14 protein-coding genes and 1 pseudogene are annotated in these 18,320 nt (G+C 41.9%); 14 read left to right on the top strand and 1 reads right to left on the bottom strand.

The window, feature by feature from the left end; genetic code table 11:
• Window positions 1–414 precede the first annotated feature (414 nt).
• The 5 genes and pseudogenes from AC058W_RS14035 to AC058W_RS14015 all read left to right on the top strand — a co-directional run bounded on the left by AC058W_RS14035 (window position 415) and on the right by AC058W_RS14015 (window position 5,611).
• Window positions 415–1,566, top strand: a pseudogene (locus AC058W_RS14035) (BMP family ABC transporter substrate-binding protein).
• Window positions 1,567–1,639: 73 nt separating this feature from the next.
• A complete protein-coding gene (locus AC058W_RS14030; RefSeq protein WP_117677084.1) occupies window positions 1,640–3,175 on the top strand; it encodes an ABC transporter ATP-binding protein in 1,536 nt (511 codons plus the stop codon).
• Window positions 3,172–4,251 (top strand): ABC transporter permease, encoded by a 1,080-nt coding sequence (locus AC058W_RS14025; protein WP_479390222.1) that lies wholly within the window; start codon window positions 3,172–3,174, stop codon window positions 4,249–4,251. The genes AC058W_RS14030 and AC058W_RS14025 overlap by 4 nt, the downstream gene beginning before the upstream one ends.
• A gap of 12 nt (window positions 4,252–4,263) precedes the next feature.
• Window positions 4,264–5,244, top strand: coding sequence for an ABC transporter permease (locus AC058W_RS14020; RefSeq protein ID WP_117677082.1), 981 nt, complete (start codon window positions 4,264–4,266; stop codon window positions 5,242–5,244).
• Window positions 5,245–5,410: 166 nt separating this feature from the next.
• The gene (locus AC058W_RS14015) at window positions 5,411–5,611 is read left to right on the top strand and encodes a DUF1858 domain-containing protein (protein WP_117677081.1); all 201 of its coding nucleotides are present in this window, start codon (window positions 5,411–5,413) and stop codon (window positions 5,609–5,611) included.
• Between the two features lie 81 nt (window positions 5,612–5,692).
• Here AC058W_RS14015 and AC058W_RS14010 read toward each other — a convergent pair whose 3' ends face one another.
• Entirely contained in the window at window positions 5,693–6,439 is a 747-nt protein-coding gene (locus AC058W_RS14010; RefSeq protein ID WP_479390221.1) for an adaptor protein MecA, read from the bottom strand.
• Between the two features lie 567 nt (window positions 6,440–7,006).
• On the opposite strand from AC058W_RS14010, the gene AC058W_RS14005 reads away from it, so the two are divergent.
• The 9 genes from AC058W_RS14005 to AC058W_RS13965 all read left to right on the top strand — a co-directional run.
• A complete protein-coding gene (locus tag AC058W_RS14005) occupies window positions 7,007–7,153 on the top strand; it encodes a hypothetical protein (RefSeq protein ID WP_242986877.1) in 147 nt (48 codons plus the stop codon).
• 188 nt (window positions 7,154–7,341) lie between these two features.
• The gene (locus AC058W_RS14000; RefSeq protein ID WP_117677078.1) at window positions 7,342–8,988 is read left to right on the top strand and encodes a glycosyl hydrolase family 18 protein; all 1,647 of its coding nucleotides are present in this window, start codon (window positions 7,342–7,344) and stop codon (window positions 8,986–8,988) included.
• 98 nt (window positions 8,989–9,086) lie between these two features.
• Window positions 9,087–9,779, top strand: coding sequence for an N-acetylmuramoyl-L-alanine amidase (locus AC058W_RS13995; protein ID WP_119244194.1), 693 nt, complete (start codon window positions 9,087–9,089; stop codon window positions 9,777–9,779).
• A 202-nt stretch (window positions 9,780–9,981) separates the two neighbouring features.
• Window positions 9,982–12,159, top strand: a complete 2,178-nt coding sequence (locus AC058W_RS13990; RefSeq protein WP_340283440.1) for a hypothetical protein — start codon at window positions 9,982–9,984, stop codon at window positions 12,157–12,159.
• Between the two features lie 92 nt (window positions 12,160–12,251).
• Window positions 12,252–14,492 carry a DUF2298 domain-containing protein gene (locus AC058W_RS13985; protein WP_119244193.1) on the top strand — a complete coding sequence of 747 codons (2,241 nt, stop codon included), beginning with the start codon at window positions 12,252–12,254 and terminating at the stop codon, window positions 14,490–14,492.
• 418 nt (window positions 14,493–14,910) lie between these two features.
• Window positions 14,911–15,972, top strand: coding sequence for an L-threonylcarbamoyladenylate synthase (locus AC058W_RS13980; protein WP_117843991.1), 1,062 nt, complete (start codon window positions 14,911–14,913; stop codon window positions 15,970–15,972).
• A 78-nt stretch (window positions 15,973–16,050) separates the two neighbouring features.
• Window positions 16,051–16,482, top strand: coding sequence for a ribose 5-phosphate isomerase B (rpiB, locus tag AC058W_RS13975; protein ID WP_117677075.1), 432 nt, complete (start codon window positions 16,051–16,053; stop codon window positions 16,480–16,482).
• Between the two features lie 101 nt (window positions 16,483–16,583).
• Window positions 16,584–17,075: a deoxycytidylate deaminase gene (locus AC058W_RS13970; RefSeq protein ID WP_117677074.1), complete on the top strand. Its 492-nt coding sequence runs from the start codon at window positions 16,584–16,586 to the stop codon at window positions 17,073–17,075.
• A gap of 465 nt (window positions 17,076–17,540) precedes the next feature.
• On the top strand, window positions 17,541–18,320 hold a 780-nt coding region (locus AC058W_RS13965), incomplete at its 3' end, for an aminoacyl--tRNA ligase-related protein (RefSeq protein ID WP_479390220.1).

The raw sequence follows: 18,320 nt of genomic DNA, 5'->3' as shown, positions 1-18,320 counted from the left end.
CTGGAATTACAAGTATAAAATCAGATACATTATAAAATAATATCAAGTTAGATTGTGTTTACTTTGAGACTGCGTTTCTTTCGTGTCCTTTGCGCTTTGAGGCATGCTCTTATTTGCATTATTTTCTGAAATTGCTATAGGAAAAGTTTTGAAAAATAGGTTATGAACATACAAAAAAAATAAGACTGTCAAAAAAATAATGCGTTTTTTCTAAATTTATTGACAATTTAAAAATAGAAAGGTATAGTAAAGGTAGTTGCAAAGAGGCATGACATAGAAAGTTGTGCCTCTTTTGTTCCGTAAGGATTGCTGACTGTGAGACGGATAGCAGTCTGTAACAAGAAGTCAGAAAACAGTAGAGAGAATGGAGGAAGAAGAATGAAAAAAGCATTGGCAATTGGACTTGCAGCAGTAATGGCAGTTTCTATGAGTGCACCGGTATTTGCGAGTGATGACAGCGAAAGTGGTGCAGGAATCGCAAAAGAAGATCTCAAGATTGGTGCGATTTATATCGGTGATGAGAACGAAGGTTATACAGCAGCTCACATGGCTGGAATTGATGAGATGGTAGAAAATCTTGGTCTTGATGATTCTCAGGTTATTGAGAAAACTCTGATCGGTGAAGATGAAGGATGCTACGATGCAGCAGCAGACCTTGCAGACCAGGGATGCCAGATTATTTTTGCAAACAGCTTTGGACATGAAACTTATATCCTGGAAGAAGCAGCAGGAGAGTATCCGGACGTACAGTTCTGTCATGCGACAGGAACTCAGGCAGCATCCAGCGGACTTTCCAATATGCATAACTACTTTACAAATATCTATGAAGCACGTTATGTATCCGGTGTAGTGGCAGGTCTGAAACTCAATCAGATGATCGAAGACGGCACTGTAAAAGAGGATGCATGTAAGATCGGTTACGTAGGTGCATTCCCTTATGCAGAGGTTATTTCCGGATATACTTCTTTCTATCTTGGCGCAAAAAGCGTATGCCCGTCTGCAACAATGGAAGTAAAATATACAAACAGCTGGGCAAGCTTTGACCTTGAAAAAGAATGCGCAGATGCTTTAATTTCTGATGGCTGCGTTCACTCAGTAGTACTGCACAGACAGGTGCTCCTACAGCATGTGAGGCAGCCGGCGTTCCTTGCGTTGGTTATAACATTGATATGACATCTGTTGCTCCGAATACAGCACTTACTTCCGCATCTATGGACTGGGGTGTATATTACACATATGCAGTACAGTGCATGATTGATGGAACAGCTATTGACACTGACTGGTGCAAAGGATTTGCAGAAAGCGCAGATAAGATCACATCTCTCAATGGATAAAGTTGTAGCTGAAGGCACAGAAGAGAAAGTAAAAGAAGTAGAAGACGCGATCAGTGATGGTTCTCTTCATGTATTTGACACTTCTACATTTACAGTAGATGGTAAAGAACTTGATACATATGAGAAAGACGGAACAGAATATATTTCTGACGGATATTTCCATGAATCTGAATATGGTTCAGCACCGGCATTCGACATTGCAATCGACGGAATCACATCTATCACAGAATAAAGAATGAAACTGGCGGAGCTGCTTGTCGGCAGCTCCGCTTTTTTGTATGAACAGATAAAAGGAGGGAACGATAGTGGGAGAAAACTATGCACTTGAACTTAGAGATATTTCCAAGCGTTTCGGTTCAGTACAGGCAAACGACCATGTGAATCTCACACTGAGAAAATCAGAGATTCTTGCCATCCTCGGAGAGAATGGAAGCGGTAAGACTACTCTGATGAATATGATTTATGGAATTTATTATCCGGACGAAGGACATATCTTCGTAAATGGAAAAGAAGTAACGATCCGCTCGCCAAAAGATTCCTACGAACTGGGAATTGGTATGGTGCATCAGCATTTCAAACTGGTAGATGTACTGACAGCAGCCGAGAATATTGTTCTGGGACTTCCTGGAAAAGGGAAACTGGATATGAAGAAGATCACAGAAGATATCCAGAAACTGGTAGATAAATATGGATTTGAACTGGATCTTTCCCAGAAGATTTACGAAATGTCTGTATCCCAGAAGCAGACAGTTGAGATCATAAAGATGTTATATCGTGGGGCAAGAATCCTGATTCTTGATGAGCCGACTGCGGTTCTGACACCTCAGGAAGCTGACCGGTTATTTGATATTCTGAGAAATATGCGTAAAGATGGCTGTTCCATTATGATCATTACACATAAGCTGCAGGAAGTGCTGGCTTTATCTGACCGCGTTGCGATTCTAAGAAAAGGAAAATATATAGATACGGTAGAAACAGCACGGGCAAATGCACAGAGTCTGTCAGAGATGATGGTAGGAGGCAGAGTAGACCTGAATATCGACCGTCCTGAGCCAGAGAATGTGAAACCGAGACTGATCATTAAGGGGCTGAATTGCAAAGATAAAGACGATGTGAAAACGCTTGATGACATTGATCTTACTGTAAATACAGGTGAGATTCTTGGTATCGCCGGAATTTCCGGAAGCGGACAGAAAGAATTTCTGGAGGCGATCGCAGGACTTCAGGAGCTGGAGAGTGGTTCCATCATCCTGCTTGACGATAATGGAAAGGGTATGGAACTTGCCGGAATGGATTCCATTTCTATCAATAAAGCAGGAATCAGCCTTGCCTTTGTACCGGAAGACCGTATCGGTATGGGACTTGTGGGCGATATGGATATGACTGATAATATGATGCTTCGAAGCTACCGAAATGGAAAAGGTCCTTTCCTGGACCGAAAAGGTCCGAAAGCTCTGGCTTTGAAGATCAAGGAGCAGCTTGAGGTTATGACTCCAAGTATCTCAGCACCTGTCCGTCAGATGTCAGGAGGAAATGTCCAGAAGGTTTTAGTAGGAAGAGAAATTGCCCAGAATCCGAAGGTCCTTCTTGTAGCGTTCCCGACACGAGGCGTGGATGTCAACACTTCTCATGTTATTTACAGACTGTTAAATGAACAGAAAGAAAAAGGTGTTGCAGTAGTCTGTGTAATCGAGGATCTGGATGTGGTTCTTGAACTGTGTGACAGAATCGCAGTGTTCTGTGGAGGTAAGATCAGCGGAATCGCAGATGGAAGAACTGCGACAAAAGAAGGAATCGGACTTCTTATGACGAAACATGAAAAAGGAGGGACGCAGGCATGAAGAAAGAACCTCTCTTACAGGTAAGTAAAAGAAGAAATAAAGCCGGATGGCAGGAGCGTCTTCTGATCCGCTTTATTGCATTGCTTCTGGCCCTGATCGTATGCGGTGCGGTGATCGTTGCACTGGTAAAGATGAATCCGGTAGATGTTTATAAAGCAATCTGGGATGGTGCCATGGGCTCAGAACGTCGTCTATGGCAGACGATACGAGACACAATGGTTCTGTTGTGTATTTCCATTGGACTTGCACCTGCATTTAAAATGAAATTCTGGAATATCGGTGCGGAAGGCCAGATTCTGATCGGTGGAGCTTGCTCAGCAGCTGTTATGATTTATGCTGGGGACAAAATGCCAACAGGATTACTTTTGATCGTAATGTTTGTGGCAAGTGCACTTGGCGGAATGATCTGGGGAATCATCCCGGCAGTATTTAAGGCACACTGGAATACAAATGAAACTTTATTTACTCTGATGTTAAACTATGTTGCCATGCAGGTTATTACATATTGCATCGTATTCTGGGAAAATCCGAAAGGTTCCAACACAGTCGGCATTATCAATCAGGCTACAAAGGCAGGATGGCTTCCGGAACTTTTCGGGCAGAAATATGGCTGGAATGTTGTGATCGTTCTGGTTCTGACAGTAGGAATGTTTATTTATCTGAAATATTGCAAACAGGGTTATGAGATCGCAGTAGTTGGTGAGAGCGAGAATACAGCCAGATATGCAGGTATTCAGGTAAAAAAAGTTATTGTCCGTACAATGGCTATTTCCGGTGCAATCTGTGGTATCGCAGGTTTCGTTATCGTAAGTGGTGCAAGCCATACAATTTCTACTGCAACTGCAGGTGGCAGAGGTTTTACCGCTATCATCGTTGCATGGCTTTCAAAATTTAACACATTTATCATGGTTGCGGTTTCTTTTGGTATCGTATTTATGAATCAGGGTGCTGTGCAGATTGCAACTCAGTATGGTCTGAATGAGAATGCTTCAGATGTTCTTCTGGGAATCATTTTGTTTTTCCTGATCGGTGCAGAATTCTTTATCAACTACAGAGTAAAGCGTGCAAAGAAATAGGAGGTAGATGCAATGAGTGTACTGATAATTTTTATTCAAAAAGCAATTGTCCAGGGCATCTGTATTCTGTATGGTGCGCTTGGCGAAATTATGACAGAGAAATCCGGTAACCTTAATCTGGGTATTCCGGGAATTATGTATATGGGCGGCATTTCAGGTCTGATGGGAGCATTTCTTTATGAGAAAGACAATCCGAATCCAAATGCACTTATCGGTGTTTTAATATCGTTTTTATGTGCATTTGCGTGTGCGGCTATCGGTGGTCTGATCTATAGTATTCTGACTATTACACTTCGTGTAAATCAGAATGTAACAGGTCTTGCCCTTACCATCTTTGGTACAGGATTTGGTAACTTCTTTGGTGGTTCTATTTCCAAGCTTGCAGGTGGTGTAGGACAGATTTCCGTAAAAGTAACGGGAAGCGCTTATACGGCGAAAATCCCAGGTTTATCTAAGATACCGGTCATCGGAGGGATTTTCTTTAATTATGGATTCCTGACATATTTATGTATCATTGCAGCAGTTGTACTGTCATATTTTCTGTTTAAGACCAGAGCTGGTTTAAGCCTTCGTGCAATCGGTGAGAATCCGGGAACTGCAGATGCGGCAGGTATCAATGTTATTAAGTATAAATATCTGTCTACCTGTATCGGTGCAGGACTGGCAGGACTCGGCGGACTTTATTTCGTGATGGAATATTCAGGTGGTACCTGGACAGATAATGGATTTGGAGATCGTGGATGGCTTGCAGTTGCGCTTGTAATCTTTGCACTTTGGAAACCATTAAATGCAATCTGGGGAGCATTCCTGTTTGGAGCACTTTATATCCTGTATCTGTACATTCCGGGACTGGGACGAAGCATGCAGGAAGTATTTAAGGCATTGCCATATGTGGTAACAATCATTGTGTTGATATTTACAAGTTTCCGAAAGAAGAAAGAACATCAGCCGCCTGCCGCGCTGGGACTTCCATATTTCAGGGAAGAAAGATAATAAAATTAGGCGTTTGCGGTTGATTCCAGAGTAAAATAGTATTATAATATCAGAAGCTAGAAAAGCTAAGTAGTAAGTGTACGTATGCCTTGAGTTTGCAGGATGAATGCGGGACAGAGGATATGGAAACGATAATGCTGAATAAAAATTAAGGAGGAAATTTACAATGGCTAAAGTGACAAAAGATATGCTGATCGGTCAGCTTCTTCAGGTAGATGCGAATATCGCACCAATTCTTATGAGAGCAGGAATGCACTGCCTTGGATGCCCGTCTTCTCAGATGGAATCTCTCGAAGAAGCAGCTATGGTTCATGGACTGGATGCAGATGTACTTGTTAACCAGATCAATGATTTTCTTGGAGAATAATCAGCTGGCTGATTAAAGCAATATGTAAAAAATGGGATGTTCTGATTAATTTCAGGACATCCCATTTTTTGTGAAAATTTCTTATAACTGCACTAATTGCTGAAGTGCGGAGGCAGAAATAAGTTCTCCATGTTCTGTCAGGTATGCTTCACCTGAAGCTGTGAAAGCTCTTCCACGTCCATATTCAGTAAGAATATTGCATACCCTGTTAAAGTCTTCCGGGGAGAGAGAGGACTGGTGAACAACCAGCTTATAAATCTCATCTGCCGGATCCTTATAGAGCGTGTTAGCACCTGAGAAATAGCCGTTCAATCCATGTGCTGCGGCGATTACATCATCCAGTGTATCGAACTCGTAAAGGCGGATAAGATTTACATCAGGAACCTGAGTATCATCTTTCTCGCCTGTAGTGTTACCCTGAGACGCGTTCTTCTCTTTTGCCTGGGAACTCTTTACCTTTGCCTCATAAAGTTTCTGGAAAATATCGATGATATTGTCAGCTCCGTCAAGCTGAACAGTATCTGACGTCTCATTTCCTTTAAATGGCGCAAATTTGGAAAAGCGTGTATCCAGTTCTTCCGGATCTTCTACTTTGGTGATGATCAGGATGATACTCTCAGTGCTTACCGGGATTGCTTCGATCATTAATGGAATATTATCTGCTTCAAAACCAAACTGTATCTGCGCCTGCTGCATCATATCGCGAAAAAGCTTTTTGGCTTTATCAGTACCATAGGCTAATTCACTGATACGGATCTGATGACTTTCAAGGTCTTCTCTTGTTAAGGTGCAGCGTATCTGGTTGTCATTGATTTTTTCTATCTTCATGTTGTCACATCCTATCCTAAATAGCGTTGCAAATTACATACAATTTTATACACTATATTATATAACAGAGAACAGCAAAATGTAAAGATGAGTAATCAGCATAAATATTAAATTTTTGGAAACAAAACGGTAAAAATTACATAAATGCAGAAAAGCTCTTGCGTCAAAACAAAAAACAGGTATAATAAAAAAAGAAGAAACAATAAATCTGCGGTTCGTATAAACGAAGATTTGAAATGTTACTGAGAACGAAGAAACCAGTAACTCTGAAACATTAACTCTAATGATTTACTTACATTACTGAGCAACAGTAATCTATTTATTTCAAAACCTCATTGTCGATTATTCATACGGCGTTCCTGCCGTGACAATGTACAGGTAAATTCCCAGGATAAGATAAGTACAGCAGGGATATTGTTTTTTCAACAGCCGATGAGGTGCTTTCTAAAATCTTATTTTTAAAGGAAAGGAGGTAAGCTTACGGAAAATATATCACGGGCAACAAAAAAGGTCCTGCGTAAACCACTGAAAAAAGAACTTGAGAGTTACTTTGAACAGGGAATCCCTTTGTACCTTGATGGTACACCAAGTAACCCCAAATCGATTGCAAAAGCCTGTCAGATTGCAGAAGGTGGTGGCTATATGCGGGATTACGTAGAAGATGAAAAAGGACGGATCGCTCGTGTAGATTTTGATTTCGTCAAAAACAAATAACAAAAGAAAAAGCTGCCCGAACAGATTCCGGACAAGTCCCCCGTGTCCATAATGCCTTCGGGCAGCAAAAAACATAGAAATCTTAAATAATCTAAAAAAATTATGAAAAATGGTTTTTCGCAATACAATTGTAATAATTTATGATATACTAATACCAGAAGCAACATCACACCGAAAGGAAGAAAAATATGGATAAAAAATATAAACCAATAGTTGCAGTTGTGGTATTGGTCATTCTCGTTGCAGTACTTGGAATTGTCAGCCATGTAGTGATGAAGTATATCCCATCAGGTGAGAAGATGGATTTAAATGAGTATTATGGAGAAATGGCAGATGGCGAGATCGCAATAGTTCTGGGAACTGAGAAACTGGATGAGCGCGGCCTGGTAGACGGAGACAGAGTTTATCTGCCTCTGAATGTAGTCAATACATATCTGAATCAGAGATACTACTGGGATTCTGCGAATCAGCAGGTACTTTATGCAACTCCATCAGAGCTTACCACGGTAGCTGCATCATCTGAGTCAGGTGACCAGGTATGGCTGAAGGACGATACAGTATATCTGAATCTTACCTATATACAGCAGTATACAGATATCGATGCGTATATCAGTAAGGAGCCATACAGAATTGCCATACAGTATCAGTTTGATAATATAAAGACTGTTACAGTTAAAAAGAATACAAGTATACGTTACCGCGGAGGAATTAAATCACCGGTTGTCACTTCGGTAAAGAAAGGGGCACAGCTTCGACTTATTGAGGAACTGGATAACTGGGATCAGGTAGCCACAGATGATGGATATATTGGCTATATAGATAAGAAGAATGTCGGTAAAGCATCGGAGACAACTTTCGACAGAAATTTTGAGAGAGAACAGTATTCATACCTGACAATGGATGGAAAGGTCAATATGGTATGGCATCAGGTTACTTCTACGGATGCAAATGCTTACTTTGCAGATGCAACAGCAAATATGACAGGTGTAAACGTAATTTCACCGACATGGTTCTATCTGCTTGATACATCTGGAAATATTGCAAACATATCAAGTGCAGATTACGTAGCACAGGCTCATGAGAAAGGACTTAAAGTCTGGGGGCTGATCGATAACTTTACACAGGAAGTAAGTACGACCGAGACACTTTCAAATACTGCGGCAAGACAGAATATTATCAGTCAGCTGATTCAGGCTGCGACAAGTGTGGGAATGGATGGCATCAATGTGGACTTCGAGTCTCTCAGCGAAGATGTTGGAATTCATTTTCTGGAGTTCCTGAGAGAACTTTCTATAGAGTGTCATAAGAATAATCTGGTCCTTTCTGTGGATAATCCGGTTCCGGAAGATTTCACCAGTCATTATGACCGCGCTGAACAGGGAAGAGTTGTCGATTACGTGATCATTATGGGATATGATGAACATTATGTGGGATCTGAAGCGGGCTCTGTCGCATCTCTTCCATGGGTAGAACAGGGAATTCAGGATACTCTGGCAGAAGTTCCGGCAGAGCGTGTGATCAATGCAGTACCGTTCTATACCAGATTGTGGAGAACTACTGGCGGAAATGTAACCAGTGAGGCAATTGGTATGGATCAGGCGCAGCAGGTGATTTCCGAGAATAATGTGGAAACCTATTGGGATAAGACGACATCTCAGAATTATGGAAAATATGATATTGATAATTCTACCTATCAGATCTGGATTGAGGATTCTCAGTCAATCGCGGAGAAGGTTAAGCTTGTGTCGAAATACAATCTTGCAGGAGTTTCTGCATGGAAACTTGGATTTGAAAATAGCGGTATCTGGCAGGTAATTAGTGATAATCTGAATTAGAATAAAAAACATCTCTTGAGACATATATTAAGTATAGTAATTAGAAAGTGATAAGCTTTTGAATCTTGCAGATAATGTCTCAGGAGGTGTTTTTTATTATGAAAAAATATGGACTGGAGCTGCTTATGGCGTGTCTGCTTCTTGTGAGTTTCCTGATCTTATCAAAGCAGGCTGCGCAGGTAGCGGGCACTATGGCAACAACTGATAATTCAAAGACTATTCTGGTGGATGCGGGACATGGCGGCGCGGACCCGGGAATGATCGGAGTGGGCGGACTGGAGGAAAAAGGAATTAATCTTCAGATTGCCATGAAACTGAGAGAAATTCTGGAGAAAAAAGGTTTTACCGTAATTATGACAAGGGAAGAGGATAAGGGACTTTATGATGAGGAAAGCAGGAATCAGAAAGCACAGGATATGCAGCGGAGAATTGCGCTGGTAAAGGAGTGTAAGCCGGTATTATGTATCAGCATTCACCAGAACAGTTATCAGGATTCGGCAGTTTACGGACCTCAGGTATTTTATTATGAAGATTCTGCTCAGGGAAAAAGTCTGGCAGAACTGATTCAGGAGAAATTAAACACCAGGCTGGATGTAAAGCGCCCGCGCGTGGCGAAAGGGAATAAGACTTATTATCTGCTGAAAAGAAGTGAAAGTGTTCTGAATATTGTGGAGTGTGGTTTTCTGACGAATCCACAGGAGGCAGAGCTGCTCCAGACAGATGAATATCAGCTTAAAGTAGCAGATGCGATATCTGAGGGAATCGATGCGTATTTCAGTAAGAATAAATAGCAAAAAATTATAACATAGCTGCTTAAGTGATAAGTGGGATAATTCTTTACGGATTGCAAGGGATAGTTGATAAAATTGTTTATTTTATGTGAACTGACTTTTAATAGGAAGAGTTTTTTGCTATACTGATACAGATTTGAGTGGACTATAGCAAATGCTATAGTCAGAATACAAATATAGTAAAAACATACAGGGAGAAATTATGCTTGGAATAATTTATCTGATTCTTGCGGGAATACTGGGATATAAAGCTTCAAAGATACTGATAGAAGAGGGAACGAAGTTTTCTTTTATTAATCGTATCTGGCTTACCCTGCCAGCTTCGTTTGGAGTAGGCACGCTTTTGCTGACTTGGGTAGTGTATATCATTTCGTGGTTTTTCAGTGTGATTGGAAAAGTAAAAAATCCACTTTTATATGGAAATGCTATTGGAATGGCAGGCGTATTGATATTTATAATACTGATCGAAGTACAGAAATACAGAAGCCATTCAAGTTTGATAAGATCAAATATGGAGATAGGTCTGACTGAGCAGATTGATCAGGACAGGAAATTAAAGAAAAAGAGCAGAAAGTTCTCTATGGATAACCTGATAACAGATAAAAGCAGATTTAAGAAGGAATTAATCCTGTTTGGACTGCTGGCAGCATTTATTACATATATGATGTTCTATGTTTTCTACATGAAAGATGGAATTCTGTATTCTGGACTGACTGTATATGGAGACTATGCGCCACATACGGCTATGATACGTTCTTTTTCTATGGGGAATAATTTCCCGACACAGTATCCTCATTATGGAGGAGCAGATGTAAAATACCATTTTATGTTTCAGTTTCTGGCAGGAAATCTGGAATATCTGGGAATGCGCATGGATGTTGCTTATAATATCGTGAGCCTTACTTCATTGACTGGCTTTCTTATGCTGTTGTATCAGCTGGCACTTCGGATCACAGGGAAAATGTGCTGCGGTGTTTTAACGATTTTTCTGTTTTTCTTCAGAAGCGGCATGGCTTTTTTTAGATTTGTGTGGGAACATATACAGGCTGGAAATTTGCTGGAGACTTTGACTGAGAATGTTTCTTTCATTGGATATACGACCAATGAAAATTGGGGATTGTGGAACTTTAATGTTTATCTGAATCAGAGACATCTGGCATTTGGGCTTCTTATGGTGACGCTTGCATTATATCTGTTTATGGACTGGCTGGAAGCTGGGACAATGCATGAGGAAAAAGGCTTCGTCTGGATGAAGAAAAGGCTTTTTTCAAAAGAAGGATGGAGAAGCAGAAATCTGGAGCAGGCATTGCTTATGGGATTGTTTCTCGGATTGTGTGCATTCTGGAATGGGGCCGCAGTAATCGGCGGATTGCTGATTCTGTGCGGATTTGCAGTTTTTTCGGATGGAAAACTGGATTATCTGATCATGGCCGCAGTGACGATTTTCTTTTCATATCTCCAGACAAAAATATTTATTTCTGGAAGTGCGATGAGTCCGCAGATTTATCTGGGATTTCTGGCGGAAGATAAGACTGTCTGGGGAGTGGTGCAATATCTGTTCTGGATGAGTGGAGTGTTTTTTCTTGGTCTGTTAGTGCTGGTGTGGTTTATGAGAAGGCGGGAGAGAGCAATTTTGCTGGGATTTATCTTTCCAACAATTTTTGCGTTTGTACTTCTGATGACACCGGATATTAATGTAAATCATAAATATATCATGATTTCTTATGCGTTTCTGACAATCTTCTGGGCATGGACAATATGCAATCTCTGGACAGGGGAAAGAGTGAATCGGAATGTTCAGATTGCAGATGAAAGAAAGACCGAAGATATAGAAAATGAAATAAAAAAAGAAACCAGCCAGTCAGACGTTAAGACTGGTAGAGATAGAAAAATCAGGAAATTTGCCGGGAAGGTACTGGCAGCAATATTAACCATATGTCTTAGCATAACCGGAATTTATGATTTTGCGGTGATTGTGAAGGGAAATGGTCCGGGCAGACGTGTGGCTGTAAATATGAACAGTGATCTTACCTGCTGGCTTGCAGAACATCTGGATAAAAATGATCTGCTTCTGACTCCGGAATATAGTATGAATGAGGTGACAATGTCTGGTGTGATGCTTTATTGTGGATGGCCGTATTATGCATGGTCGGCAGGATATGACACGAATTACAGAGCAGCGCAGGCGGTAACGATTTATACGACATCCGACAGTGAGACTTTAAAAAGCACTGTAAAACAGGAGAAGATTACTTATATTCTGTTTGAAGAAGGCTCTGAGTTTGAACAGCAGGTGTGTCAGGAAGAAACAATTGCTGCGACATATGAGAAGGTTTACGAGACTCAGGATGGAAGAATCCGGATATATAAAACGAATTAAGCAAATTGAGAAGCGGTTATCTGGCTATGAGTAAATAGCAAAAGAGGAAAGGTTTAGCCGCTTGATTAATAAACGAATAGGAGGAGATACGGATGAAAAAATGGGCACCACGAGTGCTTCTGGCGGCAGCGCTTGCAGGACTGTCTGCTTTTTTACTGAAAGGGGATGTATGGACATTCTGGACATGGTGGCTGTTGGCGTTTCTGATGGGAATGGTGGCAATGCCGCTGACTGGGAGACTGTTTGCAGGATTTGAAGATAAGGGCTGGATGTTTTCTAAAGTGCTGGCAATTACGGTTACAGGATTTCTTACATGGCTGCTTGTGACGGTAAAGATTCTGCCGTTTACTGCGCTGACATGTATTGGCGTGTCTCTGGCGTGTGCTGTTGGATGTGGTATTTTATACCATTTTCAGGTGAAGAAGGGAATTGACTGTATTCCGACCGGAAAGGGAAATCTGGTTTACTGGGAGGAAATCCTGTTTTTTGCATTCTTTTTGATGTGGACATATTTTGCAGGATTCCGTCCGCAGGCTTATGGAACTGAGAAGTTTATGGATTATGGTTTTATGGAAGCCATGATGCGGAGTACGACACTGCCGGCAAGGGATCTGTGGTATTCAGAAGGTACTATCAATTATTATTATGGCGGACAGTATTTTGCAGTATTTCTCACGAAATTAACAGGAAGTAAAGTAGAGCTTACCTACAATCTGATGAGAACTTTTGTGGCGGCATTTGCTTTTGTTCTTCCTTTTTCACTGGTTTATCAGATGTCTGTGGACAAGCTAAAGGGAAATCTGACAGGAAAGAAACGATATGTGCCGGTGTTAGCGGGAATCACTGCCGGTCTTTCCGTATCGATTGCGGGAAATATGCATTATGTGGTTTATAGTAAGATTATTCCGTGGATTCAGAAACTTCAGGGAAAAGAAGTGGACAGTTACTGGTTCCCGGATGCAACCCGCTATATCGGATATAATCCGGATGTGCTGGAGGATAAGACAATCCATGAATTTCCATGCTATTCCTTTGTTCTGGGTGATCTTCATGCGCATGTGGTAAATGTAATGTTTGTGCTTTTTCTGGTTGGACTTCTGTATACATGGATGCGTAGTGTACGTATGAGAGAGGCTGTGATCGAGAGACCTGGAAGAAAGCAGTTCTGGAAGAGACAGCTGCTGATACCACATATTATCCTGGCAGCAGTAATGATAGGAATGTTCCGGTTTACAAATTTCTGGGATTTCATCATTTATTTTGTTGTAACCGGTGGAGTGGTGCTTTTTACAAACATTGTCCAGTTTGAGGGGAAAGTAAAGAAGATATTGTCGGTGACGGTGGTACAGGCTGTTGAGATCATCGTGATCTCTTATGTGGTTTCTCTGCCGTTTACGCTACAGTTTGACAGTATGTTTAAGGGTGTCGGAATTGCACAGAATCACTCTATGATTCATCAGCTTTTGATTCTTTGGGGACTGCCTGTATTTCTGACAGTATTGCTGATCGTCTGCATTATCTGGGAAAAACTTCGCGGTGGAGCAAACCGGAGTCTGTATCGACTGATGAAAGCAATTTCCGTACCAGATTTGTTTGTGATTATTATGGGGCTTTGTGCAATCGGACTGATTGTAATTCCGGAGTTTGTTTATGTAAGAGATATTTACGAAAGCAGAAATGCCAGAGCGAATACGATGTTTAAGCTGACTTATCAGGCGTATATGTTGTTTGGAATGACCATGGGATATGGGATTTTCCGGATGCTGGCGACAGCACGTAAGAAGGTAGTTAAGGTTCTGTCTGTTATCGGACTGGTGCTGCTTTGCTGGACATTTGGATATTTTGGAAACAGTGTTCATGCATGGTTTGGAAATGTATGGAATGTATCAGAGTATAAGGGCCTGAATGCGACCTCTTTCCTGGAGAATAGTTTTGTGGAGGACGTGGCTGGCATTCAGTGGCTGAAGAAGAATGTCAAGGGTTCACCGGTTGTGCTTGAGGCGAATGGGGACAGTTATAGTGAATATGAAAGAGTTTCTGCTATGACTGGTCTGCCGACAGTGCTGGGCTGGTATGTACACGAATGGCTCTGGAGAGATGATACTGCGGATCTGAATCAGAAGAGTGCGGATATTGAGAGTATTTATACTTCTGCGGATGAAGAATATGTGAGAGAACTCCTGGAGGAGTATGATGTTTCTTATATTTTTGTCGGTTCTACGGAGCGGGAGAAATATGGGGAGCAGCTGAATGAAGAAGTCTTGAATTCTGTTGGAACGGTGGTGTTCCGGGATGAGAATTATGGGACTTATATTTTGAAGGTTGAGAAATAATAGCAGAACAAAAATGGCGGCTTTAGGACCGCTGTTTTTGTTTGCAGACAAAGGGACGCGTAGAAAAATAATTCATTTTGTGTGCGGTTTCGGGAACTAAGATATTCTAAGCCGCCAAAAATCTGCTAAAGGCATGAGGAATCAGAGCCAAACTCGCCTGCGGCTCAGACAGTGTCTCTGATTTCTCATAACGCATATTTTTGGCGGCTAAGAATATCTAAGATCCCTGCAAATGCACACAAAATGAATTATTTTTCTACACTGGTTCTGGCTGTGAAAGTAGAGAAGGTGTGTTGCTGGATTGGATTGGATAGGAAATCGTAATAAATGTAGAGACAAAATCATAAAAATCGTGTACAATATGAAGTATGAGATAAAATAATAAAAATATATGAGATAAAAAGAAGGCAGGAAATTAATGAAAGCAGAAGTTGTATCCATGACTGCGGATAGGCTTGATATGGAAGCGATTCGTCGTGGTGGAGAAATTTTGAAACAGGGTGGTCTGGTGGCGTTTCCGACAGAGACGGTGTATGGTCTTGGTGGGGATGCTTTGAATCCACAGGCGTCTATGAAAATTTATGCTGCGAAGGGCAGACCGTCGGATAATCCTCTGATCGTGCATATTGCGGAGTTTGATAAGCTGGCTCCGATCGTGGCTGAGGTTCCGGAGAAGGCGAAGATTCTGGCTGAGAAATACTGGCCGGGACCGCTTACTATGATTCTTCCGAAGTCTGATCTGGTACCGCAGGAGACTACGGGAGGTTTGGACAGTGTAGCTGTTCGTTTTCCGAGTGACAGGATCGCGCAGGAACTGATTAAAGCTGCTGGTGGTTATGTGGCGGCGCCGAGTGCAAATACTTCGGGAAGACCGAGTCCGACTACTGCACAGCATGTGGAAGAGGATCTTGGAGAGACGATTGAGATGATCATTGATGGTGGTCAGGTCGGTATTGGACTGGAATCTACGATTGTGGATTTTACAGAGGATGTGCCGGTGGTTTTAAGACCTGGTTATATTTCTCTGGAGATGCTTCAGGAGACTCTTGGTGATGTGAGGATGGATAAGGGGCTGATCGCGGCAGATAGTAAAGTACGTCCGAAAGCGCCGGGAATGAAGTATCGTCATTATGCACCGAAGGCTGATCTGGCTATTGTGGAAGGAGCGCAGGAGGCTGTTATTGATAAAATTAATCAGCTTGCGGCACAGGCGAAGGAGCATGGAGAGCAGGTTGGTATTATTGCTACGGATGAAACGAAGGACAGATATCCGGAAGGTCTGGTAGTGAGTATCGGAAGCAGGAAAGAGGAAGAGAGTATTGCACATCATCTGTATGAAGTGCTCAGAGATTTTGACCAGAGCGCGGTGAAATCTATTTATTCAGAGGCATTTTATACACCGAGAATGGGACAGGCAATTATGAATCGTCTGTTGAAAGCTGCGGGACATAAAATTATCCGGGTGGATAGTGAGAAATAAAGGTAACTATTCAGTGGTCTGCTAACTGTGAGGAAACTGAACAGTTACAAATAAATTAAATTTCAGGAGGAAAAAAGAATGATAGCTTTAGGGTGCGACCATGGGGGATATGAATTAAAGCTGGAGATTAAGAAATATCTGGACGAGAAGGGAATCGAATATAAAGATTATGGATGTGACAGTCTGGCTTCTGTAGATTATCCGGTATATGCAAAGAAGGTTGCGCATGCAATTCTTGACGGGGAATGTGAGAAGGGAATCCTGATCTGCGGAACAGGTATTGGAATTTCTATTACAGCAAATAAGATCAAGGGAATCAGAGCTGCTGTCTGTACGGACTGTTTTACAGCAGAAGCAACCCGACTTCACAATGATGCCAATATTCTTGCTCTCGGCGGAAGAGTTGTAGGACCTGGTCTGGCAGTAAAAATCGTAGATACATTCTTAAACACACCATTCTCCAATGATGAGAGACATATCAGAAGAATTAATCAGATAGAGACGGAATAAATTTGAAAAAACAATATGGCCAGAGACTCGAAGATAAAGTGGGAATGTTCCCGGCTTTTCGGGCAGTCTCTGGCTGTCTTTGCAAGTAGGAGGGGGTAACGATGGATAAAAACTGCAAACGTACGGATTATTTATCATGGGATGAATATTTTATGGGAGTTGCCATGATGTCAGGAATGCGCTCAAAGGATCCGAATTCTCAGGTGGGAGCCTGTATCGTAAGTGAGGATAATAAGATTCTGTCTATGGGATATAACGGTTTTCCGAAAGGATGTTCAGATGATGAGTTTCCATGGGCGCGCGAGGGAGATGACCTGCATACAAAGTATTTTTATGTGACACACAGTGAATTGAACGCGATTCTTAATTACAGAGGCGGAAGCCTTGAAGGAGCGAAACTTTATGTTTCTCTTTTCCCTTGCAATGAATGTGCCAAGGCAATTATTCAGGCCGGGATTAAAACGATTGTTTATGACTGCGATAAATATGCGGACACTCCGGCAGTGATCGCGTCCAAGAGAATGCTGGATGCAGCGGGAGTTCGTTATTATAAATATAACCGGACAGGGAGAAAGATTACGATAGAAGTGTAATTTGGCTACGTTATTGAGAATGGAGTGAACAGTAACGTAATTTGACTCTTGACACGCTCTGTCATTTCGCATAAAATAAAACTAAATGCGAAATATTTACGGCGATGAAGAGAATAGTACATAAGGAGCAATCCCAGAGAGGAATCCATGTGGTGGAAGGATTCTGTGCGCAAGTTATGGAACCGGCCTCGGAGCCCCGTGCAATTGAAGTACGGCGTTTTTTCCTGCGTTATCGGAAGAAGAGCGAGCAGTGTGCAGGCATTTGGGCACAGTGCTAATTAGGGTGGTACCGCCGAAGCCTTTCGGTCCCTTGTGAGGGATGCTGGGCTTCTTTTTTTGTCCGCATTCCGCCGCGACTATATCCTGTAAAATGGAACAGCAGGAAAATGCGGGGATTTTTCGGAAGTTCCTGTAGCATAAAGTTCCTGACAGGATCAACACAATCACATAAAAAGGAGAAAAATCATGGCAAACAACAAGAAACTGGTAGAAGCCATCACGTCTATGGAAGACGATTTCGCCCAGTGGTATACCGACGTTGTAAAGAAAGCTGAACTGTGCGGATATACCAGCGTTAAAGGCTGCATGGCAATCAAACCTGCAGGATATGCAATCTGGGAGAACATCCAGCATGAACTGGACAGAAGATTCAAAGAGACAGGTGTACAGAACGTATACATGCCAATCTTTATCCCGGAATCTCTTCTTCAGAAAGAGAAAGATCACGTAGAAGGATTCGCACCGGAAGTTGCATGGGTAACTCATGGCGGTCTGGATCCGCTTCAGGAGCGTCTGTGCGTACGTCCGACATCTGAGACATTATTCTGTGATTTCTATGCAAAAGAAATCCAGTCTCACAGAGATCTGCCAAAAGTATACAATCAGTGGTGTTCAGTAGTAAGATGGGAAAAGACAACACGTCCGTTCCTTCGTTCACGTGAGTTCTTATGGCAGGAAGGCCATACAGCTCATGCTACAGCTGAAGAAGCAGAAGAACGTACAATTCAGATGTTGAACCTCTATGCAGACTTCTGTGAAGAAGTACTTGCTATCCCGGTTATCAAGGGACAGAAGACAGAGAAAGAGAAATTCTCCGGTGCAGAGGCTACTTACACAATCGAATCTCTGATGCATGATGGAAAAGCTCTTCAGTCCGGTACAAGCCATAACTTTGGTGACGGATTTGCCAGAGCATTCGGCATCCAGTATACAGATAAAGAGAACAAACTTCAGTATGTACATCAG

The organism is Blautia sp. CGZ-1-C1 (assembly GCF_056504575.1).
The sequence above is the reverse complement of the archived record's forward strand: the minus strand, read 5'-3'. Positions and strand labels throughout refer to the sequence as shown.

Excerpts from the sequence above, each read along its gene's own strand:
- AC058W_RS14025 (WP_479390222.1), top strand. The coding sequence starts at position 3,172 with ATGAAGAAAGAACCTCTCTTACAGGTAAGTAAAAGAAGAAATAAAGCC.
- AC058W_RS14020 (WP_117677082.1), top strand. The coding sequence starts at position 4,264 with ATGAGTGTACTGATAATTTTTATTCAAAAAGCAATTGTCCAGGGCATC.
- AC058W_RS14015 (WP_117677081.1), top strand. The coding sequence starts at position 5,411 with ATGGCTAAAGTGACAAAAGATATGCTGATCGGTCAGCTTCTTCAGGTA.
- AC058W_RS14010 (WP_479390221.1), bottom strand. The coding sequence starts at position 6,439 with ATGAAGATAGAAAAAATCAATGACAACCAGATACGCTGCACCTTAACA.
- AC058W_RS14000 (WP_117677078.1), top strand. The coding sequence starts at position 7,342 with ATGGATAAAAAATATAAACCAATAGTTGCAGTTGTGGTATTGGTCATT.
- AC058W_RS13995 (WP_119244194.1), top strand. The coding sequence starts at position 9,087 with ATGAAAAAATATGGACTGGAGCTGCTTATGGCGTGTCTGCTTCTTGTG.
- AC058W_RS13990 (WP_340283440.1), top strand. The coding sequence starts at position 9,982 with ATGCTTGGAATAATTTATCTGATTCTTGCGGGAATACTGGGATATAAA.
- AC058W_RS13985 (WP_119244193.1), top strand. The coding sequence starts at position 12,252 with ATGAAAAAATGGGCACCACGAGTGCTTCTGGCGGCAGCGCTTGCAGGA.
- AC058W_RS13980 (WP_117843991.1), top strand. The coding sequence starts at position 14,911 with ATGAAAGCAGAAGTTGTATCCATGACTGCGGATAGGCTTGATATGGAA.
- rpiB (WP_117677075.1), top strand. The coding sequence starts at position 16,051 with ATGATAGCTTTAGGGTGCGACCATGGGGGATATGAATTAAAGCTGGAG.
- AC058W_RS13970 (WP_117677074.1), top strand. The coding sequence starts at position 16,584 with ATGGATAAAAACTGCAAACGTACGGATTATTTATCATGGGATGAATAT.